The 18,702-nt window shown below is 49.6% G+C and carries 26 protein-coding genes; 25 read left to right on the top strand and 1 reads right to left on the bottom strand.

From position 1 onward, the window contains the following. Positions 1 to 2 precede the first annotated feature (2 nt). Positions 3 to 545 carry a regulatory protein GemA gene (locus F7Y48_RS00320; RefSeq protein WP_316679383.1) on the top strand — a complete coding sequence of 181 codons (543 nt, stop codon included), beginning with the start codon at positions 3 to 5 and terminating at the stop codon, positions 543 to 545. Between the two features lie 34 nt (positions 546 to 579). Here F7Y48_RS00320 and F7Y48_RS00315 read toward each other — a convergent pair whose 3' ends face one another. After that, positions 580 to 939 carry a hypothetical protein gene (locus F7Y48_RS00315; protein ID WP_102586088.1) on the bottom strand — a complete coding sequence of 120 codons (360 nt, stop codon included), beginning with the start codon at positions 937 to 939 and terminating at the stop codon, positions 580 to 582. Between the two features lie 29 nt (positions 940 to 968). Between F7Y48_RS00315 and F7Y48_RS00310 the strand changes: the two genes are divergently transcribed. The 24 genes from F7Y48_RS00310 (at position 969) to F7Y48_RS00195 (ending at position 18,696) form a co-directional block, all read left to right on the top strand. Next, positions 969 to 1,481, top strand: coding sequence for a Mor transcription activator family protein (locus F7Y48_RS00310; RefSeq protein WP_316679380.1), 513 nt, complete (start codon positions 969 to 971; stop codon positions 1,479 to 1,481). A gap of 76 nt (positions 1,482 to 1,557) precedes the next feature. After that, a complete protein-coding gene (locus F7Y48_RS00305) occupies positions 1,558 to 2,124 on the top strand; it encodes a glycoside hydrolase family 108 protein (protein ID WP_316679378.1) in 567 nt (188 codons plus the stop codon). After that, the gene (locus F7Y48_RS00300; protein WP_136677189.1) at positions 2,124 to 2,396 is read left to right on the top strand and encodes a hypothetical protein; all 273 of its coding nucleotides are present in this window, start codon (positions 2,124 to 2,126) and stop codon (positions 2,394 to 2,396) included. The genes F7Y48_RS00305 and F7Y48_RS00300 overlap by 1 nt, the downstream gene beginning before the upstream one ends. Then, positions 2,381 to 2,977 (top strand): hypothetical protein, encoded by a 597-nt coding sequence (locus tag F7Y48_RS00295; RefSeq protein ID WP_206955172.1) that lies wholly within the window; start codon positions 2,381 to 2,383, stop codon positions 2,975 to 2,977. Before F7Y48_RS00300 ends, F7Y48_RS00295 begins: the two co-directional genes overlap by 16 nt. After that, a complete protein-coding gene (locus tag F7Y48_RS00290) occupies positions 2,977 to 3,192 on the top strand; it encodes a TraR/DksA family transcriptional regulator (protein ID WP_062853642.1) in 216 nt (71 codons plus the stop codon). Before F7Y48_RS00295 ends, F7Y48_RS00290 begins: the two co-directional genes overlap by 1 nt. After that, on the top strand, positions 3,192 to 3,497 hold the full coding sequence (locus F7Y48_RS00285; protein WP_206955174.1) for a DUF2730 family protein: 306 nt from the start codon (positions 3,192 to 3,194) through the stop codon (positions 3,495 to 3,497). The genes F7Y48_RS00290 and F7Y48_RS00285 overlap by 1 nt, the downstream gene beginning before the upstream one ends. Before the next feature lie 8 nt (positions 3,498 to 3,505). Beyond that, on the top strand, positions 3,506 to 3,799 hold the full coding sequence (locus tag F7Y48_RS00280; protein ID WP_062853640.1) for a winged-helix domain-containing protein: 294 nt from the start codon (positions 3,506 to 3,508) through the stop codon (positions 3,797 to 3,799). A gap of 9 nt (positions 3,800 to 3,808) precedes the next feature. Next, the gene (locus F7Y48_RS00275; protein ID WP_264402705.1) at positions 3,809 to 4,387 is read left to right on the top strand and encodes a DUF3486 family protein; all 579 of its coding nucleotides are present in this window, start codon (positions 3,809 to 3,811) and stop codon (positions 4,385 to 4,387) included. Next, positions 4,387 to 5,934, top strand: coding sequence for a terminase large subunit domain-containing protein (locus F7Y48_RS00270; RefSeq protein ID WP_316679364.1), 1,548 nt, complete (start codon positions 4,387 to 4,389; stop codon positions 5,932 to 5,934). The genes F7Y48_RS00275 and F7Y48_RS00270 overlap by 1 nt, the downstream gene beginning before the upstream one ends. A 2-nt stretch (positions 5,935 to 5,936) precedes the next feature. Next, a complete protein-coding gene (locus F7Y48_RS00265) occupies positions 5,937 to 7,514 on the top strand; it encodes a DUF935 domain-containing protein (RefSeq protein WP_316679362.1) in 1,578 nt (525 codons plus the stop codon). Next, on the top strand, positions 7,514 to 8,917 hold the full coding sequence (locus F7Y48_RS00260) for a phage minor head protein (protein ID WP_316679361.1): 1,404 nt from the start codon (positions 7,514 to 7,516) through the stop codon (positions 8,915 to 8,917). The genes F7Y48_RS00265 and F7Y48_RS00260 overlap by 1 nt, the downstream gene beginning before the upstream one ends. After that, positions 8,914 to 9,111 carry a hypothetical protein gene (locus F7Y48_RS00255; RefSeq protein ID WP_206955218.1) on the top strand — a complete coding sequence of 66 codons (198 nt, stop codon included), beginning with the start codon at positions 8,914 to 8,916 and terminating at the stop codon, positions 9,109 to 9,111. Before F7Y48_RS00260 ends, F7Y48_RS00255 begins: the two co-directional genes overlap by 4 nt. Next, positions 9,111 to 9,572, top strand: a complete 462-nt coding sequence (locus F7Y48_RS00250) for a phage virion morphogenesis protein (protein WP_316679360.1) — start codon at positions 9,111 to 9,113, stop codon at positions 9,570 to 9,572. The genes F7Y48_RS00255 and F7Y48_RS00250 overlap by 1 nt, the downstream gene beginning before the upstream one ends. 245 nt (positions 9,573 to 9,817) lie before the next feature. Next, positions 9,818 to 10,954, top strand: coding sequence for a phage protease (locus F7Y48_RS00245; protein ID WP_316679359.1), 1,137 nt, complete (start codon positions 9,818 to 9,820; stop codon positions 10,952 to 10,954). A gap of 6 nt (positions 10,955 to 10,960) precedes the next feature. Beyond that, entirely contained in the window at positions 10,961 to 11,350 is a 390-nt protein-coding gene (locus tag F7Y48_RS00240) for a hypothetical protein (protein WP_316679357.1), read from the top strand. A 40-nt stretch (positions 11,351 to 11,390) separates the two neighbouring features. Beyond that, complete coding sequence (locus F7Y48_RS00235) at positions 11,391 to 12,284, top strand: Mu-like prophage major head subunit gpT family protein (protein ID WP_258669444.1); 894 nt, start codon at positions 11,391 to 11,393, stop codon at positions 12,282 to 12,284. Positions 12,285 to 12,360: 76 nt separating this feature from the next. After that, positions 12,361 to 12,765: an HI1506-related protein gene (locus tag F7Y48_RS00230; protein ID WP_316679354.1), complete on the top strand. Its 405-nt coding sequence runs from the start codon at positions 12,361 to 12,363 to the stop codon at positions 12,763 to 12,765. A gap of 2 nt (positions 12,766 to 12,767) precedes the next feature. Then, positions 12,768 to 13,196 carry a gp436 family protein gene (locus tag F7Y48_RS00225; protein WP_206955206.1) on the top strand — a complete coding sequence of 143 codons (429 nt, stop codon included), beginning with the start codon at positions 12,768 to 12,770 and terminating at the stop codon, positions 13,194 to 13,196. Next, the gene (locus F7Y48_RS00220) at positions 13,193 to 13,630 is read left to right on the top strand and encodes a hypothetical protein (RefSeq protein WP_206955207.1); all 438 of its coding nucleotides are present in this window, start codon (positions 13,193 to 13,195) and stop codon (positions 13,628 to 13,630) included. The genes F7Y48_RS00225 and F7Y48_RS00220 overlap by 4 nt, the downstream gene beginning before the upstream one ends. Beyond that, entirely contained in the window at positions 13,620 to 14,528 is a 909-nt protein-coding gene (locus F7Y48_RS00215) for a phage tail tube protein (protein WP_265555939.1), read from the top strand. The genes F7Y48_RS00220 and F7Y48_RS00215 overlap by 11 nt, the downstream gene beginning before the upstream one ends. Before the next feature lie 68 nt (positions 14,529 to 14,596). Beyond that, a complete protein-coding gene (locus tag F7Y48_RS00210) occupies positions 14,597 to 14,923 on the top strand; it encodes a hypothetical protein (RefSeq protein ID WP_316679347.1) in 327 nt (108 codons plus the stop codon). 20 nt (positions 14,924 to 14,943) lie between these two features. Next, positions 14,944 to 15,261 carry a hypothetical protein gene (locus F7Y48_RS00205; RefSeq protein ID WP_102586067.1) on the top strand — a complete coding sequence of 106 codons (318 nt, stop codon included), beginning with the start codon at positions 14,944 to 14,946 and terminating at the stop codon, positions 15,259 to 15,261. Then, positions 15,245 to 18,088, top strand: coding sequence for a tape measure protein (locus F7Y48_RS00200; RefSeq protein WP_316679341.1), 2,844 nt, complete (start codon positions 15,245 to 15,247; stop codon positions 18,086 to 18,088). Before F7Y48_RS00205 ends, F7Y48_RS00200 begins: the two co-directional genes overlap by 17 nt. Continuing rightward, positions 18,088 to 18,696: a hypothetical protein gene (locus F7Y48_RS00195; protein ID WP_206955234.1), complete on the top strand. Its 609-nt coding sequence runs from the start codon at positions 18,088 to 18,090 to the stop codon at positions 18,694 to 18,696. The genes F7Y48_RS00200 and F7Y48_RS00195 overlap by 1 nt, the downstream gene beginning before the upstream one ends. Positions 18,697 to 18,702 lie beyond the last annotated feature (6 nt).

The following is an 18,702-nucleotide window of genomic DNA, read 5'->3' as shown; positions in this document are numbered from 1 at the left end:
CTATGTCTAAACTCCTTAAACTCGTCCAAATCGGTAAGCGCGAATTGCAACTTAGCGATCAAGCTTATCGAGATTTACTTGAGGAAGTCACAGGTCAGCGTAGTTCGCGAGGCCTGAACGATTTCAAGTTAAGCAAAATGGTTGACCGCATGAAGCAAATGGGCTTTGTGCCAGTAAACAAAAACAAAGTGGAGGCAAAGAAATTCAGAGCCTGTGAGTCCGAGAAGATCCTTGCCATCTGGATAGCTATGAATAAGCAAGGCTTCTTGCGCAATGGCAACGACATGGCGCTCGATGCTTACGTAAAACGCATGACTAGCCAAATCAACGGCAAAGGCGTGGCAAAGTTAGCGTGGATTAATTCAGAGCAAGCGACCTACGTGCTAGAGGCTTTAAAGAAATGGCACTATCGCCTAATGCGTGATGCGATTATTGCTGCTGGCGGTCGCGTTCCGCCAAACGACAACTGCACAGGACCAGCAGGTTACGATAAGTTGGCGTGGTTTTATGAAAATGACTTTATTAAAAAACCTGATTCTCAATAACGAAAAGCCCGCGATCTAGCGGGCTTTTCTCAATTCAGAATCTCATTGATTCAGCTTTCAGTTTTGTGAATGACTTATTGTCAACGGTCCCCATAAATTTACGCCCGTCATCCAACTCTGCGACAAAGGTAACGTCCTTTCCTTTTCCGCCCAGCAGAGCGCCTGCAAGAAGCCCTACAGGGCCAGCAATAGCGCCGCCAACCACGCTCCACCCAAGTGTTCCACCAATTTTCTTTACACTTTCCTCGCTTGCGGCATCAATGCTTTTGATTCGACTGCCAAGAACACATTCTCCGGTTGTTTGAAATGGGGTCGTTTTAATGAACAGGCTACCACTGGTGGCTGTGATATCTACATAAGGGAAGCTAGCGGTGTGTACTTTGACTTTTGCCATGATGACCTCGATATGCTGTTAGGTGCTTAATGATTAATCCTGAGTATATGCGTTCTGCTTGCATTGTCCATGTCCGTGTTAACATGCGCCCTTGGAGATACCTGATTTATACTACAAACACCTCGCTCTGCGGGGTGTTTTTGTATCTGGAGGGTGGTATGAGTAGCGAAGATGAAAACCTAGATATGTTCGGCTTTAACAATGTCGATTTAAACGCCGTTGAAAGCGTGATTGAAGATGATAAAAAAAGCCCAGAGACGCTAAAGCAAATCTATTCACTGTTTCGTAGAGAGTTGGGCCAAGAATCCGCGGTTAAGCTGCTTGGTGAGTTCTGTAAGCACTTTGGCGGATTCCCTATCTACGTCCCAAAAGGACGCAAGCTAGAGGCGGAGATTAAAAAAATCAGCATCTGGAATGACTTTAACGGCAAGAACGTGGAGGAGCTGGCAAAAAAATATGACGTTTCTGTTTTTCATGTTTATCATGTGCTCAAGATAATGCGCCACGAAGAGCAAAAGAAAAGGCAACCAGAGCTTTTCTAAATTCAGCTTAATTCACCACTTCATCTAATAAAAAGCACAATCCTCTTAATGTCACAGTTAATGGTTGTGCTTTTTTATGTCTTCAAACTTTCCGTTTTCTACCAAAGGCTACACGCCTGAGTTCTGCCATGCAGTGCGCTTTATCCTTATCGAGGAAGGCGCACTTTATCGAGATGGCACGCCAAAGCCAGATTTGGGCTACGTCAACAACCCGAAAGACCCAGGTGGTGAAACTAAGGGTGGTATCAGTAAGCGTGCTTTCCCTGGTGTCGATATCGCTTCTCTTACGCTCGATAAGATTGTCCGAATTTATTACACCAACTACTGGAAGCCTGCCTACTGTCCTGAATGGTCTGGCGCTATCGCTTTGTATGCGCTTGATTCGGCAGTGCAGCATGGTGCGACTAATGCCATTCGTATGCTGCAAGAAATCAGCGGAACGAAGCCAGATGGTAAAGTCGGCCCGAATACTCGTGCGGCAGTTCACAGTGGTGATGTTGAATATCTCTGCGCTCGATACGGTCTGCGCCGCGCTCGATTCTATGCGCGTATCCTCAAAAACAATTACTCCCAAACTGCCTTTATCGAAGGCTGGCACAATCGCTTGGTTCACCTAACCGACGCGGCTTGGGGGCTTCAGTAATGACTAAGCGGTTGAAGAATAGCGAATATGCCAGCATCCGAGGTCGTGAAAAGCGTCTCGATGCTGAGAAGAAAGCGCATCAAGATGGTGTGCCAGTCCCTTCTCAACCGCCACTTTTTAGCCATGACGCGACACTACAAAGCTATTTTAATGCCGCTTGGAATAGTGTCACGCCATGCGATATTTCAATGCACCTGAGGGAAACAAAAACAACGGAAGGTGCTGATTTAGTTTCTAAGATAAGGAATTTTAAAGCATGTCACTTTCGTTAATTTTAGGTGCGGCGAAGCTCGCGATGGAAGTCGGCCCCGCGGCTATTCGTGGTATCTCGTCTTTGTTCGGTGGCAGTGAAACCGCAGACAAAGTCGCAGATATGGTTGAGCAGGTAGACGGCGCTTTGGGAATGAGCAAAGAGCAAAAGGAAATGTCGCTCATTAATGAGATGCAAAAGCTGCCGCCTGAAAGCCTTGTTGAGTTAGAGCGCATCAAGTCGGAAATGCAAAAGGAAGTGACTCGACGCCAGGAGCTTTCACTTCAGGATAGGCAGAAAGAACATGAGCAAACTCAGTTAACCATTCGTAACGGTGATAATGCAACGGATGAAAGGGTTCGTCGAACTCGACCTGATATTGCTCGAAGTTCTTTTTGGATGATGTGTCTATATGTATTTGCCTTTGAGGCTTTAAGTGCAAAAGGCTTTGGTGATGGCGCTGACATCTATGTCGCATTAACGATTGGCGCGTTCGCGTATGCCTATTTTGGCCTGCGAACCGTCGATGGTTTTGCGCCTTACTCGAAATCCAGCGGTGACAAAGTGTCCGGTGTTATCAAAAGCATGATCAAGGGGCGCTGATGACTGACCAGTTTGATAGAGCCCAAGAGCTTGAAACGTTATTTAGAAATGCTGCCATTTCCAACCGACCTATCCAGGCTGAAGAAAAGCCAGACGAAGATGAGGACGGCAATCGTTACTGCTTAAGTTGTGGCAGTGTTGTTCCACCAAAGCGAATCGAAGCATTACCCAATGCAGTTCGTTGCGTCAGTTGTCAGTCAAGAAAGGAGCTGTGATGGAATACGATTGGGTAAAGACATGGTGGCCTATCGTGTGGGCTGGCGTTTTGTCTGTGGTTCAGGTCATTCAGATCTTGCTCTCTAAAACCTACGCCAAACGCGAAGATGTAGAGCAAGTGAAAAGAAACATGGACGAGTTAAAAGCACAGGTTGATGCACTGCCTACCAGAGAAGAGATCACAAAACTGACGCTGGAGCTTTCCGAAGCGCGCGGAGAAATGAAAGAGCTTCGCGCTCAAATCCAACCCATCGAGCATCTGGCACAACTGCTTTTAGAGCAACGTTTAAACGATGATAAATAGAGGTTCATATGTCCTTTAAAGATGTATTAAAAGAAGACCAGCGACTTGTGATCTTGCGCTCTCTCCATGAGATGGACGGCTATGAAGCGAACGAGTCAATCCTTGATTCATGCCTTGATGCTTATGGCCATAAGATTAGTCGTGATGCTGTGCGCACTCACTTGGCGTGGCTAGAAGAGCAAAGCCTAATCACGATCCGAACGGTAGCGGAGTGCCAAATCGCAACACTAACAGGTCGTGGTGAAGATGTCGCAACCGGACAAGCTCGCGTTCCTGGTGTAAAACGCCCTCGCGCTAAGTAAGGATCCGCCATGAAGAAGTCCGTTAACCGAAAGTCAAAAATAGAGCTGCTGCCAGAAGATATTCGTGCGCAACTGAATGTGCTTATTCGCAGTGGTGATATGACCCAGAAGGATATCCGAGACGCTGTCAATCAGATGATTGAGGAAGCCGGGCTTCCCGACGATGCCAAACTCAGTCGAACCGGATTTAACCGCTATGCAAAGCGCATGGAGGATATGGGCCAACGATTACGCCAGTCTCGCGAAGTTGCGGAAGTGTGGATCACAAAACTTGGAGAAGCACCAACCTCTGATGTGGGTAAGTTACTGCAAGAGTTTGTGCGCACGATGGCGTTCGAAACCTCGATGCGTTTGATGGAAGACGCGGATGAGAAACAAGAAGTGATCCCACCAAAAGCGCTTAACCAGTTAGCTCTTGTTGTTCAGCGTATCGAGCAGGCTTCCATGACCAGTCATAAAGTTGAGAAAGAAATCCGCGCTGCCTATGCGGCAGAGGCGGCAGAGAAAACGGAAGCGGTTGCCAAGAAGGCAGGATTGACGGCTGACACAGTGAAGATGCTGAAAGCAGAGCTGTTAGGGATTGCCTAATGACTGAGTTATCTGATGCAAACAAAGTGACCGAAGGCATCCTTGTTGAGTTCGACAAGGATGAGCTTTTGCTTGGCTATCAAAAGCGTTGGATAGCGGATGACTCTGTACTCAAGATTGCTGAGAAGTCGCGGCGTACAGGTTTGACGTTTGCCGAGGCGGCGGACTCATCTCTCACTGCGGGAGCGGCCAAGGGCGAAGGCGGCTCTAACGTTTTCTATGTCGGTTCGAACAAAGAAATGGCGCGCGAATTTATTGATGCAGTTGGCCTCTGGGCCAAGATATTTGATAAGGCCGCTGGAGAGGTTCAGGAAGAAGTTATCAACAATGAAGACAAGGACATCCTCACCTTTGTTATTTACTTCGAATCGGGCTTTAAGGTTCAGGCGTTATCAAGTAACCCTTCCAACCTTCGTGGTATGCAGGGCACAGTTATCATCGATGAGGCGGCGTTTCATGATCGCCTCGCAGAGGTGCTAAAAGCGGCGCTCGCACTCACGATGTGGGGTGCTAAAGTTCGACTTATCTCAACCCATAACGGCGTTGGTAACCTTTTCAATCAACTCATTCTAGATAGCCGCGCAGGACGTAAGCGCTACTCCATTCATACAATAACGCTCGACGATGCCTGTGCTGAGGGGTTGTATAAGCGCATTTGTCAGATACAGAAGGTGGAATGGACGCAAGAGAAAGAGGATGAGTGGAAGGCGAACTTGCTCAAAGACACGGCAACAAAAGAGGATGCTCTGGAAGAATATTATTGCGTACCTAAAGCCTCAAGCGGTCAATATATCCCTATGGTTTTGATTGAGGCTGCAATGAAGCTAGGCGCGCCTATTTTAGAGATAGAGGCGCCAGATGGTTTTATGGAGTGGCCAGAAGGTGCGCGACATATCTTTATTCAGCACTGGTGCACCACTGTTCTCCAACCGGAAATTGACAGGCTTGACTCGCGTCATAGTCACTCGTTCGGCGAAGACTTTGCGCGCAAGGGTGACTTGTCTCAGTTTGTACCTCTCGCTCAGCGCAAGGATTTAACCAAGTACGTACCATTTTTTGTAGAGCTGAGAAATATGCCCTACAAATCCCAAGAGCAAGTGCTTTTTTATTTGTTGGATAGGTTGCCTCGCAAGCGTGGCATGGCGTTCGATGCAACGGGCAATGGTGGCTATTTGGCAGAGTCAGCGGCTTTGAGATACGGCACCGAAATGGTGGCGCAAGTTAACTTAAACGAACCTTGGTATCGTGAGTGGATGCCAAAACTTAAGGCGCAGTTTGAAAGCCAGAATATTGAAATTCCAAGGCACGAGAATGTGCGCGATGACTTATGCCAAATTCAAGTAATCAACGGCGTACCGAAAATTGATAAAGGCAAAACAAAGGGTTCTGATGGTAAGCAGAGGCATGGCGATTTCGCTGTTGCTCTGGCAATGGCAGAGCGTGCCAGCTGGATGGAAGGCAGTGCCATCGAGTTTACCCCTATCCCTGCCAAAGCCGATATTGACGAAGATGACGAATACCACGCATTTGAACGCGGGGCATGGTGACTATGAATAAACGAATCTCAACCATTGTAGATATTTGGGGGCGTCCGATTGAATCAGATGTTTTTGTTGAGCCTCAAACGAAATCAGATGCTAAGTTGGGCCAGCTGCATCGACAATACGCCGACCACCCTTCATCAGGGCTAACGCCTGCGCGTTTGGCGTCCATTATGCGAGATGCCGAACAAGGCGATCTTAAGGCTCAGTGCGAGCTCGCCGAAGATATGGAAGAAAAAGATGCTCATATCCAGAGCGAAATAGGCAAGCGCCGCATGGCCTTGCAGGGTGTGGAGTGGAATGTGAAACCGCCGCGCAACGCTACCGCAACAGAGCAGCGAGACGCGGACATGATTCAAGAAGTTCTCGAAGATGCCACTTGGCTTGAGGATGCAATTTTTGATCTTAGTGATGCGACCTTAAAAAGTTTCTCCAATCTTGAGATTGAATGGGATTATCAGCAAGGCACGCATTACATCGAGAATGTGCACTATCGCGATCCATCTTGGTTTAAGACGCACCCAGAAAACCGCGATGAGCTGCGCCTCATCGATGGCAGCTATGAAGGCGCAGCGCTTCAGCCTTTCGGTTGGATTAGCCATGCTGCAAAAGCAAAGAGTGGCTATTTGTCACGAAGAGGTTTGGTGCGTGTTCTGGCGTGGCCGTTTCTGTTTAAAAACTACAGTGTGCGAGACTTGGCTGAGTTTCTCGAAATTTATGGATTGCCTATTCGTTTGGGCAAATACCCAGAGGGAGCAACCGAGAAAGAAAAGGCAACACTGCTTCGTGCGGTCATGAGCATCGGCCATAATGCGGGCGGCATTATTCCGAAAGGGATGGATATCGATTTTCAAAACGCGGCAGACGGCCAGTCTGACCCGTTTATGGCAATGATGACGTGGTGTGAGAAATCACAGTCCAAGGCTATTCTCGGCGGTACGCTCACTTCGCAAGCGGACGGAAAGACAAGCACCAACGCGCTAGGCAATGTGCACAACGAGGTGCGCACTGAAATCCGCAATTTCGATTTAATGCGCTTGGCTCAAACGTTAACGCGCGATGTGATTTATCCGCTCTATGCACTGAACGGCAAGAGCTATCAGCACCCTCGCCGTCACCCTAGGCTGGAATTCGAAATTGCTGAGCCAGAAGACGTTAAAGCGCTCTCTGATTCTTTACCAGGCTTGGTGAATTTGGGCATGCGCATTCCGCTGCAATGGCTGCACGATAAAACGCAAATACCAATGGCAAAAGACGGTGAGCCAGCGCTTGGTTCGCCACGAGCGCTAGAGGCAAAATCCAATCCATCAGCACCCGTAGCAGCGGCCAAGCTAAGCGCCGAGATTGAAACGGATGTGAATGATGAGCAAATAAAGCGCCTTCGCTCTGATGCTGCGCCGTTACTCGATGAGATGCTCGCACCAGTGCGCGAGCTGGTTGAAGGTGCAACATCGCTCTCTGCGCTGCGCGATGACATTCTTTCATTGCAAGGCGTGATCGGTATTGACCTGCTGGCAGATGAAATGGCAAAGGCCATGGCGGCAGCTGAGCTGGCAGGCATCAGCGATGTAGAGGATGGTATCTGATGCCAACCCAATACGGCTCGCTACCGTTCTCTGAGCAGATCGACTACTTCCGCAGTAAAACTAACGTCACTACGGAGCGTTGGGCGGACATGTGGCAAGAGGCGCATAACCGCAGCTTTACCGTTGCTGGCGCACTGCGTGACGATATGCTGGCCGATTTTCGCAAGGCCGTGGATAAGGCCATCAGCGAAGGTAAGTCTTTAAACTGGTTTAAAAGCCAGTTTAACCAGATTGTGAAGCAGTACGGATGGGAGCACAAAGGCCAAGCAGATTGGCGCGCACAAGTGATTTACGAGACCAGCCTTCGCCAAAGCTACAGCGCAGGCCGAGAGCAGCAGATAGAGGCGCTTAAAGGTTCGCGGCCCTACGGCATTTACAAGCACAGCGGCAGCGAGCATCCTCGTCTTGTTCATCTTTCTTGGAATAACCTAGTTATCCCTCTCGATGACCCGTGGTGGAAAACGCATACGCCAATCAATGGCTATGGCTGCAAATGCAAAAAGCTCACGGCCAGCAAGCGCACGCTAGAGAGACTTGGGCTTGAAGTGACAGGTGCGCCAAACGTTGAGTATTACGATTGGGTGGACAAAGTGACCGGAGAGGTTCACAAAGTGCCAAAGGGGATTGACCCAGGTTTTGATTACACACCAAAAACCAGCGCGCAGTTAACCAGAAAGGTTCAAGAGGCAGTGGGCGCCAAGCCGCCATTGGCCGATCGCCTTCCTGTTCGCGTGGTTGATGACGCTTACTCAACAGTAAAAGGCATCGGCGCTCAGGGTTTGAGTGACTTGCTCTCCTCTCTCGATAGCGAAAGCGTTGCATCACTTCAGGCGTTTATGAGGCGGCATGAAGTGAAGACGCTTTTCTTAAAAGCGGGAGAAATGAATGGAAGCAAAAAGGCCGTATCGATTGCAGGTGAGGTAGAGGCTTATTTGCAAAGTGGCGTTCGCATGCCTGTGGCTAATTACTACACGCGCAATGTTTCAAGAACCAATGGCTTTACAGCCAGAGCCTGGAATCATGTTGTGGTGAAGGCTAAGAGTACCGATAACTTTAAATCGGTTGACGCATCTAAGATTGATGCAGCGATAGCGAGTATACTTAAGCAAGATGCCAAGCCCTGGTCTTTCTCTTCCTCTGTACGCGCTGAGATGAAAAACAATGCAGCAGGCGTAGCATTGACATGGGCACACGAGATAGGCCATCAGGTTTACTACAAGGCAGGAAAGCCAGTATTGAGTGAGGCGCTACTCTCTCAGGCCATTACCCAATATTCAAGGGCTAATGCTGATGAGTGGTTTGCTGAGCATTATGTGGCTTGGTTGTTTTCGCCAAAAGCGTTGCAGCAAAGCAAGCCCGATGTGTATGACTTTATTCAGAAAGTAACAGAGAGTGTGAGATGAGTAATTTAGAAAAGGCGATGACGCTCTTAAACGGCCCCGTTACAGTTGAAGTGCTTAATGGGCTCGATGCGCTTTGCGCCAGTTCACGCGGTGAAGAAGCAGAGCGCATCGCAGATTTATGGGAAGCAGCTTTGGTGCAGGCCAGCCAAGAGGTGATTGACGACTACCACGCCGCAGCGCTAGGTGTCGCATAATGGCGGGCGTTCGCTATTCGGTAAGACTCAACGACTCAGAGATACAAAAGGCTCTAAATCAGCTTATCAAGCGAGGCAGCAATTTAACGCCCGCAATGATGGAGATAGGTGAAGAGCTACTGATTAGCCATGACCAACGTTTTCGCGATCAAAAGTCGCCAGATGGTGTGCCATGGGCTCCGCTTTCCGAAACAACCAAGTCTCTTAAATCGAAGAATGTCGATACCATACTGGTGTTAAATGGTGTTCTGAGCGGCACGCTGAATTATCAGGCGTCGTCGGATAACCTTTTGTTTGGCTCTCCGTTAGAGTATGCCGCGACGCATCAGTTTGGCCGTACAACAACGCCAAATAGCATGATCCCCAACAAGGAGATTCCAGCTCGTCCGTTTCTTGGTGTTGATGATGGTGATCGAGAAATGATTTTAGAAACCCTATCGGATTATCTTTTAAATGGGTAGAATCGCTCTAATCGATTCTAAGCGTGTTTGATTTGTGTGTTGATACAATCAGACCAATAAAAAAGTTTAAACGAATCTGACGCGATTTAAACACTGTTTAAACTGGGTTGCACCATGTATTTTTGCTCGCGTTCCTCCTTATCCAGATAAATTCCTCAAAAACTACTAATACGGCTCAATTTGGGCCGTTTTTTGTTTTGTCCAAAATAGTCACTGTTAGCCAAGACTTTTAACCGGACAATCACATGAAGAAAAACCAACTTCCCCTTGCTGTTTTAAGTGCTAGCGCATTTGCTGGCTTTGCTACGTTGTCGGCGTCTCTTGATGTTGAAGATGACGGTTGGTATCAGCTTCTTCCTGCTGGCAAGTTTAAAGCGCGTGATGGTCGTCCTCATGATACGGAAGATGGTTATTGGCATTTGGATGCGGAATCGGCAGCGGCATTGATTGCGGCGACTAAATCCACATCAGATAAAGTGCTTATCGATTACGAACACGCCACGCTGCGTGCCAAAGAAACCGGAGCGTCTGCCCCTGCGGCGGCTTGGCTTTCAAGCAGTGATATCGAATGGCGTGAAGGAAAGGGTTTATACATCCGTCCTTCTTGGACAGAAAAAGCCCAGCATCACATCGACGCAAAAGAGTATGCGTTTCTTTCTGCGGTATTCCCTTATGACAAATCCGGTCGCCCTTTGTTGCTGCGCATGGCGGCAATTACCAATGACCCAGGCTTAATTGGCCTTGAGCCGATTGCTGAGCTGGCGGCGGATTTTAATCTCAGTTTTTATCACCCAAAAGGTTCCATCAATCTGTATGGACAAACGGAGGACTCTCTCGTGAATGAATTGCTGAAAAAGCTGCTCGCCAAAGTCGGCATTGATGTGCCGGAAGGCGGCGAGCTTACGCAGGAGCAGCAAACCGCTGCGCTCTCTGCGATCGATGCGTTAAAGACAAAGGCCGATACTGCCGAGTCGCTACAAACGCAAGTGGCGGAACTTTCTGCGCGCGATGGCGTTGATTTATCCAAGTTTGTTCCGGTTGAAGCTTACAACGCACTGGTTGGCAAGATGGCCGCGCTTTCTGCCAGCTTTTCGGATGAGTCTCTTGAGAAAGTGATCGCTGACGCAAAAGCCGAAGGCAAGGTGATTGAGTCGGAAATTGACTACCTAACCCAGTTCGGTCAGCAGCAGGGCGTCGCGGCACTTTCTGCGATGCTTGAAAAGCGCCCTGCGATTGCTGCGCTAACCGCAAAGCAAACCAAAACACAAACGCCGCCAGCGGATCATCAAAAGAAAGATGGTGAGCTGTCTCAAGAAGAACTTGCCGTACTGAGCGCAACGGGTTTAACCCAAGAGCAGTACTTGGCAGCAAAAGAAGGATAAGCCGTCATGAGCTCTGTTTATGCACGTCGCGCTGGCATTAAGCGCGCCTACCCTATGAAAGCATCGGTCAAGATTGGTGCTGTGAATCCGGTGTTCTTGCTGGCTGGTTTGGCGGTTCCTTTCGCCTCTGCTGATGGCACGGCAAAGTTTGCAGGTATCGCAACCTTTGAAAAGGACAATGTGGGTGCCGATGGTGAATTGTGGGTTGAAGTTGAGCATCAAGAGTTTGCTCTCGTCAACTCTGGTGATGTGGTGAACGCAAGCGTAGGCAGTACGGCTTACTTTGCGAATGCGACGTCTGTCTCCATCGACAGCAGCACAGACTCTCGCCCAGTCGCAGGCATCATCACCCAGCTTGAAGGTGATCTTGTGTGGATTAGTCCTGCCGTGGCGTAAGCCTTGGCAGTTTCAGATTACGTAGCGTAGGAGCTATCAAATGATTACATCAGGTGCAAACCTATCGATTTTGTACACGGCTGTGAAGGCAAACTTTCAGCAAGGCCGTGGCATGTATACGCCAATGTGGAGCAAGGTGGCCACGCTGGTTCCTTCAACCACGGGCACGGAGAACTATTCATGGCTTGGTGAATTCTCTCGCTTGCGTGAATGGATTGGCGAGCGCCAGATTAACCGTATGAAGTTGCACGGTTACTCGCTCACCAACAAAAAGTTTGAAGCGACGGAAGGCATTCCTCGCGAATACGTTGAAGATGATACCTATGGCGTGATGATGCCTAAATTCCAAGACATGGGATATGCAGCGGAATCTCACCCAGACGAAATGACCTTTGCTTTGCTGGCAGCTGGCTTTACCACCAAGTGTTATGACGGACAATTCTTCTTCGATACGGACCACCCAGTGGGCGAAGAAGGTCAAACAGCCTCGATTTCTAACATGCAGGCGGGCTCGGGTAAGCCTTGGTTCTTGCTCGATACAAGCCGTCCGCTTAAGCCGCTTATCTATCAAAAGCGCAAAGATTACAACCTAACCAACAAGACCGACGCGTCAAACTCTGATCACGTTTATATGCTGGATGAATTCCTGTATGGCGTTGATGCTCGTGGTAATTGGGGTTTTGGTTTCTGGCAACAAGCCTTTGCCTCTAAAGAGACTCTGAATGAAACCAACTTCGACTCTGCGGTGCAGAAGATGATGGAGTTTAAATCCGACAAAGGTCGCCCGCTTGGCATCAAGCCATCTCTATTGGTGGTTGGCCCGTCAAACCGTGCAGCGGCTCGCGCCCTGATCGAGACCGAACGCAAAGCGGATGGTGGCGACAACCCGAACTACAAAGCGGTTGAATTACTTGTGGTGCCTTGGTTGGAATAGCAGCCGTTTAGATCAGCATAGATAGGCGCCAGCCAACACATGCGCCTATCTGGTTAAGTTTTGGAGAGACAATGCAATGTCTGAAGAAGTTAAAAACATTCTTGTTATCAGTGCTGCGCATGACGGTTACCGCCGTGCGGGGATGGCTTTCAAGAATGGCGAAAACCTGCTGCCAGCCAGCCAGTTTACCGAAGCTCAGTTGGCGCAAATTCAAGCCGATCCGCATCTTCGATATGAGCTACATCAAGAAGATGTTGATGGTGGCGATGCATCGGGGTCCGTGGACGGGGTTTCGGGTGGCGTTGGCTTGATGGATGCCATCAAGCAGCTAGACCTAAGCAACGATGCGCACTTCACCAAAAGCGGCAAGCCAGAGCTAAAAGCGCTGTCTGCCATTGTTGGTCGTAACGTGACTGGTGCAGAGCGCGATGAAGTTTGGACCGCGATGCAAGAAGCGGCTGACGCGGCAAGCGGAGAGTAATGATGTACTGCACAGCGGACGATATGATCAAGCGCTTTGAGCGAAACGAGCTGGTAGAACTAACGGACAAGGACGGCTCAACAGGTGACATTGTGATGCCTGTTCTTGACCAAGCCATTGCTGACGCAACCAGCACCATTAATGGCTACCTTTCGGGTATTGTTCGCCTTCCGCTCTCTAGCCCGCCAGAGAATTTGAATCGTCTCTGTGCTGATATTGCTCGTTACTTCCTGTATGACGATGTGCTCGATGACGCGCATCAAGCGGCGCGTCGTTACAAAGAAGGCATGGATTATTTGAAGCTGGTTGCGGGCGGAAAAATTCGCCTAGACATGCCAGTTGAAGACGCAAACGCCAGTGCGACCAACCTTGCGGAGTTCTATAGCGCTGGCAGCGTGTTTGCGCGAGACAAGTCGAAGGGCTTTTTATGATTGATATCGCTGATCTGGTCACAAGGCTTTCAGATAAGAGCGCAAAAACGCCGCCTTGGGTAGATGTGAAAGAAATCTCAGACCTATCAACGCTAGACATCAGCAGAAGCGGAACGCGTGGCATAACGGTGTTTGTGTTCTCGCAGGGTGAGCGAGTGGCGGCGGATGTTCGCGGCTCTGGCCCATATCTTCAAACCGTCACCGAAACCATTGGCGTGCTGATTGTCGCCAAGGTAGTGAACGATAACAAATTTGATTTCACGCCCGTTCGTCAAGCATTGCGTGAGCGCCTGTTTGGCTGGTCGCCCAATGCGGATTATGAGCCTTTCTGGCTTGGCGATGGTCGATTGATGAACGTGCAAAAAGGCCAGGTAACTTGGCTGGATAATTTCATTACTGAATACACAGAGGATCAGAATCGCTATGGCTCGTAAAGCTCGAAAAAAAGTGATCGCTTATGCCACGGAAACAACTTACGGGCAGGATGCGATCGATGGTGGCACACCTAAGTATCTTCTTGGTCGCGAGTTCTCGATTACGCCAATGGCGGGCGAGTCCACTCCGCTGGATTACGATGACGGTTTGCTTGGCAACTCTGGTGAAATTGTCACTGAGTTATATGTCACAGTGGAATTCACGGTAGACCTTGCCTCCGGCGGCGCAGCAGCAACGCCTGCGCCTTGGGGTGATCTCATGAAGGCTTGCCTTCGCTCCGTGACAACAGGTGCTGATAGCAGTACTTACGCTATTGACGATGCGGTTGAATCTTCACTCACGCTTTATTTCTACCAAAGCGGAGTGCTGCACAAAGTCACCGGTGCTCGTGGCTCTTTATCTATGGCGGCGAACGCGAAGAGCTTCGGTGGTATTACGTTTAGCTTCTCTGGTTTGTTCAGTGTGGTGAGTGCCTCTGCATTGCCTGCGGCGGATTTTACGCCATGGAAAACACCGTTAAAGATTGGCGTGGAGAACTCCGCGTTCACCATTGACGCTGCGCCAGTCAAAATGATTTCGCTTGAGTATGACCAAGCAAACAGCGTGGTTTACCAAGAGTACGTTGGTCATGAGGAAGTCATCATTACCGACTTTGCGCCAACAGGTACTCTGGTGATTGAAGCACCAGACCTCGCCACCTTTGATCCATTTGCAGCAGCAAAGGCGGCGCTGCCTCATGCACTGGTCTTTACCAATGGCCCTGTTGGCAATCAAGTGGAGTTCTCTAGCACTAAGGTTCAACTTGGTCGCCCAACCTACGCAGACCAGGACGGAACGCAAACCTACAGTATTCCGCTGCGGTTCTTGGGCAATAGTGACAAGTTCGTCACGCGCTAACCCAATCTAAAGCGCTCTTTATGGGCGCTTTAATCCCCATTCAAACCCGAATTAAAGAGAGACGACGAATGTTTAAAGTAACAAGCGAATATTTGGTGAAGAGTTGGCCTGCGGTGGTTGAAATGCCAGCAGATGGCGGTGTGATTGAGAAGTTTAATATCACGCTTGATCTGCTCATTCTCGATGTGAATGAAAACGGCAAGGTGCTTAATGGCGACAAAAAGGTGCTCAAGAACATTGTTAAAGGTTGGTCAGGTGTTTTTGATAAAGACGGCAAAGAAATGCTGTTTAACGACGCCAACCTAGACGCCCTGCTTCTTAACCAATTTTTCGTTATTGCGGTTTTCCGCGCTTATACCCAAGCCTCTAACGGTCAGGCCGCTGAAAAAAACTGATAGATGCGGTGCGTTCTTTTATGAGGGCGCCCGCCGTTTCGCCACAGGACGATAGCGAGTGGCAAGCAGAGAAAGCCCTTTGGGGCATCGAAGATTTAGATGAAGAGCCGGAGGATGAAAGCATATTGCTCTGGCAGGAAAACTGGGATGCAGTGATGTGGTGGTTATCCATTCCCTGCTTTCTCAAGTGGAATATGGGGGCTTGTCTTGGCATGGATGTATTTGCCGTTAAGGCGGATGCGGAAATGAGCGCAAGGAGCATCAACCCAGACGATTACAACAAGCTCAAAGTGATCGCAAGAACAGTGACCGAGGAACTCAATGGCAGGAAACAGTAAAGATCTTGTTTTAAAGCTGAGATTTAATGCCGAGAACAAAGAGTTCATTGGTCAAGTCAAAAGCTCTGCCAACGTAGTGGATGATTTGGGCAACAAATCAAACAAGGCGGGCGCGGGGCTAAAAACGCTTTCTAAAGAGTCGAAATCGGCAGGTGTCGATCTCTCCTCTCTCAAATCTCAGGTGCTTGGTTTGGCTGGCGGTTTCTCGGCGCTGGCCGTGGCTATCAACGCAAAAGATACGCTAGGCCAATACCAAGACATGCGCACGCAAATCACGGCGTTGGTGGGCGGTAAGGAGCAGTGGCTGCAAACGGAGCAGTACCTCAACCAGGTTGCTGAAGAGCACAACAAGACCATTCTCGATATGGCTCAAAGCTATGCGCGTCTTTCTGTGCTTCAAGAGGCTGGCTTGGTGACGCAGCGTGAAACCATGATGCTGTTTGAGGGTATGAGCAACGCCCAGAGTCAATTGGGCGCAACTACAACGCAGCTAGACCAAGCCATGTATGGCTTATCTCAGGCGTTGGCTTCACCAATTGTTCGCGCGGAAGAGTTAAATCAAGTGGTTGAACCTTTGCCAGGTTTGCTCAATAAGCTTGATAAAGCGGCAGGGCTGAATGCAGGCGGATTCCGCCAGATGATGCTTGATGGCAAAGTCACCAGTGACTTCTTCAAAACCACGCTGATTAAAGCGTTGGCAGATTACGAAGGCGCGGCAGCGCGAACGGCGCAAAATGTCAACGCGCAGCAGGCGGCGTTTTCTCGCTCTTATCAGCAGATGGTTCTTGCGTTTGAAAAACCCATTTCAACCGTGTTCTCAAACTCCATCTCTGCCAGCGTTTCAGTGCTCGATACTTTCGCGGCCAATGCGGATCTCATTACTGATTTGGTTGGCGTAGCCTTGTTTGCTGCTATGGGCCGTGGTGCGGCGGCCGTGGCCTCGATGACGAAAGTCAAAATAAGAGACATTGCGGCAGATCGACAAAAGATCGTGGCAGAACAACAAAAGAACGTGGTCGAGCTGGCCTCGATTCAATCTGAAATTCGCCATTTGGAAGTGATGCGCGCCACCAATGCGCAGCGCTTTGCGGCAACGGGCGCAGTGAACGCACTGGCCGCGGCTGAAGCGAGAGAGAAAGTGGTGAAAGATGCGCTTGCTGCTTCACAGGCTCGCCTTAATGTGACCATGCGCGCTGGCTCTGTTCTGATGGGTGCGTTAGGTGGCCCGCTCGGCATCGCAATGATGGCGGCGGGTGCGATTGGCTACTTTGCTTTGACGTCGGATCAAGCAAAAGACAGCAGTGAAGGCCTAAAAGACGAGCTGAGCAAGCTGATTTCAGAGTACAAGGAGTTAAACGAAGTTGGTAAAGAGCGCTTTGCTCAAAATCTTGCCAATGGTGCCGTTGAGGCTCGCAGAGCGCTCATTGATACTCAGATCGCCATCAATAAAGTGAAGAGCGAGCTTGCAGATGCTGAGCGCTCCGGATCTCCTTTGATGGTGCAGAAGCGCATTGAGCTAAGTTCGCTTGAAGCTCAGGCCGAAAAATTCGAACAGGCAGTGGTTAAGTCTAACGCTGCCTACCAAGAGCTTCTAAAAACAAATACAGATGGCAAATGGCAAGAGCCAGTTGGCGAAGGCTCTCAAACAGAGGAGCAAGAAAAAGCCCTAAAAGCGGGCGAGCGAATGTTAGAGAACCTAGCCAAGCAAGCGGCACTTTATGGCAACACATCGGAAGTGGCTCGCGTTCGTTACGAAATCGAAAAGGGTTCACTGCAAGGCATCAACGACCAGCTCAAAGAGCAGCTGTTACTGCAAGCAAGGATCATCGACCAAAAACGCGCCGCAGAAGAAAACCCGAAAGAAGAGCCAAAGACAGACAAGATCGATGACTTCTTCGACTCTTCCGATGATCTGAATTCGAGCTATCTGCAACGTTTGGCCATTCAGGCGGATTATGAAAACCGAGCCAAGATACAAGAGCAATACGCCTACGCAGAGCGGCAAGAACAGTTAAAACTGCGGTTTGAAGAGGCATACGCGCAAGCGCAGGGCAATCACTCTCTGATGAATACGCTAGAAAGCGAGTATTTCCAAAACCGCCAAGTGCTGCGCCAAGAGCACGAAATGAACCTAACAGACATTTCGAAACAAGCGGCTGACGAACGCGCTGCGTATCAACAAAGAGTGGCGGCAGACACGCTGTCATTTACTCAGCAACAATTGTCGATTACCACGGACTTTTTAAGGCAGTCTGGCCAAGAGCAGTCCGCCATGTATCGCACGCTTTTGGCAGTGCAAAAACTAGCGGCCATTCCATCCATGATCATTGCCACGGAGGAGGCGGCAACCAAGGCGCTCACCCTTGGCCCCATAGCGGGCCCTATCGCGTCAGCAGCAGTGAAAACGTTGGGCTATGCATCGGTCGGGATTGTTGCAGGACAGGCGATTGCGGGGCAAGCGCACGACGGTATCAACCGCGTTCCCAAAGAGAACGAAGGGACATGGTTACTTAAAGCCAACGAAATGGTGCTTAACCCCGCTCAAGCCGATAACTTCCGATGGATGGTTGGCGCGATGCAGCAAATGAAATCTGCCTTCGGAGCGATGTCTGCATCGAGTGCCAGTTCAAATTTCGGCGGCGGCGTGGTGGTCAACATTCACACCCCAGCTGGCACGCAAACAAGGCAGCAAGAAAGCGTTGCGCCAGATGGTAGCAAGCAGATCGATTTCTATATCGAGAAGGCGAAGCAGGCGACGCTGGATGCAATGTATCAAGATGCAGATAACGGTGGCCCAATTACAACCAGAATCAGAGCGAGTGCGTAATGTCAGAACCATTGCTTACTGAGAATTTAATTCCAACCCTTTCGGATTTTCAATTGGGAAGAACGGAAAGGCTAAATAAAAGTGCGTTCACAGAAGCGGCGCAAGTGATTGGTAGCCCTACGGGGTTATGGGCGGCGAAATTGAAGTTTGAAAACGTGCGCGTGGCAGATGCCAGAGTGTTGATCGGCTTTCTTATCTCGCTTCGCGGCGCTTCGGGTAATTTTCGTCTGTTTGATTGGTCTGCGCCAAATGCCAATGGCGCTGGCGGCGCGTATCCAGTGACGGACATTTCCCAATCGGCTCCTGGCCTTGTTGTGATCATCACTACGCTGCCAAGCACAAAGTTAGCATCCGTGGGTGATTATGTTGAGATTGGAGGTGAGCTAAAAGCGCTGATAGCCGATGTGAATACCGATGAGCTAGGCAAGGCGACGTTGTTGTTTGAGCCGTTCCTGCGCAATCCAATCACGGTGGATACGCAAGTGAGCTTTGATAAGCCAACGGGCAAGTTTCGTCTTGCGCCGGGTTACAAGGTGCCAAGAATGACCAGTAAAAAATTAGTGCATGCAGAGATTACTATCGACTGCATTGAAGCAGTCACGATTTAGGAGCGG

The sequence above is a fragment of the Vibrio sp. 2-1-2a genome, from assembly GCF_032648565.1.
Taxonomy (GTDB): Bacteria; Pseudomonadota; Gammaproteobacteria; order Enterobacterales; family Vibrionaceae; genus Vibrio; species Vibrio diabolicus.
This window is presented reverse-complemented; position numbering and strand designations above follow the sequence as displayed.

Excerpts from the sequence above, each read along its gene's own strand:
- F7Y48_RS00320 (WP_316679383.1), top strand. The coding sequence starts at position 3 with ATGTCTAAACTCCTTAAACTCGTCCAAATCGGTAAGCGCGAATTGCAA.
- F7Y48_RS00315 (WP_102586088.1), bottom strand. The coding sequence starts at position 939 with ATGGCAAAAGTCAAAGTACACACCGCTAGCTTCCCTTATGTAGATATC.
- F7Y48_RS00310 (WP_316679380.1), top strand. The coding sequence starts at position 969 with ATGATTAATCCTGAGTATATGCGTTCTGCTTGCATTGTCCATGTCCGT.
- F7Y48_RS00305 (WP_316679378.1), top strand. The coding sequence starts at position 1,558 with ATGTCTTCAAACTTTCCGTTTTCTACCAAAGGCTACACGCCTGAGTTC.
- F7Y48_RS00300 (WP_136677189.1), top strand. The coding sequence starts at position 2,124 with ATGACTAAGCGGTTGAAGAATAGCGAATATGCCAGCATCCGAGGTCGT.
- F7Y48_RS00295 (WP_206955172.1), top strand. The coding sequence starts at position 2,381 with ATGTCACTTTCGTTAATTTTAGGTGCGGCGAAGCTCGCGATGGAAGTC.
- F7Y48_RS00290 (WP_062853642.1), top strand. The coding sequence starts at position 2,977 with ATGACTGACCAGTTTGATAGAGCCCAAGAGCTTGAAACGTTATTTAGA.
- F7Y48_RS00285 (WP_206955174.1), top strand. The coding sequence starts at position 3,192 with ATGGAATACGATTGGGTAAAGACATGGTGGCCTATCGTGTGGGCTGGC.
- F7Y48_RS00280 (WP_062853640.1), top strand. The coding sequence starts at position 3,506 with ATGTCCTTTAAAGATGTATTAAAAGAAGACCAGCGACTTGTGATCTTG.
- F7Y48_RS00275 (WP_264402705.1), top strand. The coding sequence starts at position 3,809 with ATGAAGAAGTCCGTTAACCGAAAGTCAAAAATAGAGCTGCTGCCAGAA.
- F7Y48_RS00270 (WP_316679364.1), top strand. The coding sequence starts at position 4,387 with ATGACTGAGTTATCTGATGCAAACAAAGTGACCGAAGGCATCCTTGTT.
- F7Y48_RS00265 (WP_316679362.1), top strand. The coding sequence starts at position 5,937 with ATGAATAAACGAATCTCAACCATTGTAGATATTTGGGGGCGTCCGATT.
- F7Y48_RS00260 (WP_316679361.1), top strand. The coding sequence starts at position 7,514 with ATGCCAACCCAATACGGCTCGCTACCGTTCTCTGAGCAGATCGACTAC.
- F7Y48_RS00255 (WP_206955218.1), top strand. The coding sequence starts at position 8,914 with ATGAGTAATTTAGAAAAGGCGATGACGCTCTTAAACGGCCCCGTTACA.
- F7Y48_RS00250 (WP_316679360.1), top strand. The coding sequence starts at position 9,111 with ATGGCGGGCGTTCGCTATTCGGTAAGACTCAACGACTCAGAGATACAA.
- F7Y48_RS00245 (WP_316679359.1), top strand. The coding sequence starts at position 9,818 with ATGAAGAAAAACCAACTTCCCCTTGCTGTTTTAAGTGCTAGCGCATTT.
- F7Y48_RS00240 (WP_316679357.1), top strand. The coding sequence starts at position 10,961 with ATGAGCTCTGTTTATGCACGTCGCGCTGGCATTAAGCGCGCCTACCCT.
- F7Y48_RS00235 (WP_258669444.1), top strand. The coding sequence starts at position 11,391 with ATGATTACATCAGGTGCAAACCTATCGATTTTGTACACGGCTGTGAAG.
- F7Y48_RS00230 (WP_316679354.1), top strand. The coding sequence starts at position 12,361 with ATGTCTGAAGAAGTTAAAAACATTCTTGTTATCAGTGCTGCGCATGAC.
- F7Y48_RS00225 (WP_206955206.1), top strand. The coding sequence starts at position 12,768 with ATGTACTGCACAGCGGACGATATGATCAAGCGCTTTGAGCGAAACGAG.
- F7Y48_RS00220 (WP_206955207.1), top strand. The coding sequence starts at position 13,193 with ATGATTGATATCGCTGATCTGGTCACAAGGCTTTCAGATAAGAGCGCA.
- F7Y48_RS00215 (WP_265555939.1), top strand. The coding sequence starts at position 13,620 with ATGGCTCGTAAAGCTCGAAAAAAAGTGATCGCTTATGCCACGGAAACA.
- F7Y48_RS00210 (WP_316679347.1), top strand. The coding sequence starts at position 14,597 with ATGTTTAAAGTAACAAGCGAATATTTGGTGAAGAGTTGGCCTGCGGTG.
- F7Y48_RS00205 (WP_102586067.1), top strand. The coding sequence starts at position 14,944 with ATGAGGGCGCCCGCCGTTTCGCCACAGGACGATAGCGAGTGGCAAGCA.
- F7Y48_RS00200 (WP_316679341.1), top strand. The coding sequence starts at position 15,245 with ATGGCAGGAAACAGTAAAGATCTTGTTTTAAAGCTGAGATTTAATGCC.
- F7Y48_RS00195 (WP_206955234.1), top strand. The coding sequence starts at position 18,088 with ATGTCAGAACCATTGCTTACTGAGAATTTAATTCCAACCCTTTCGGAT.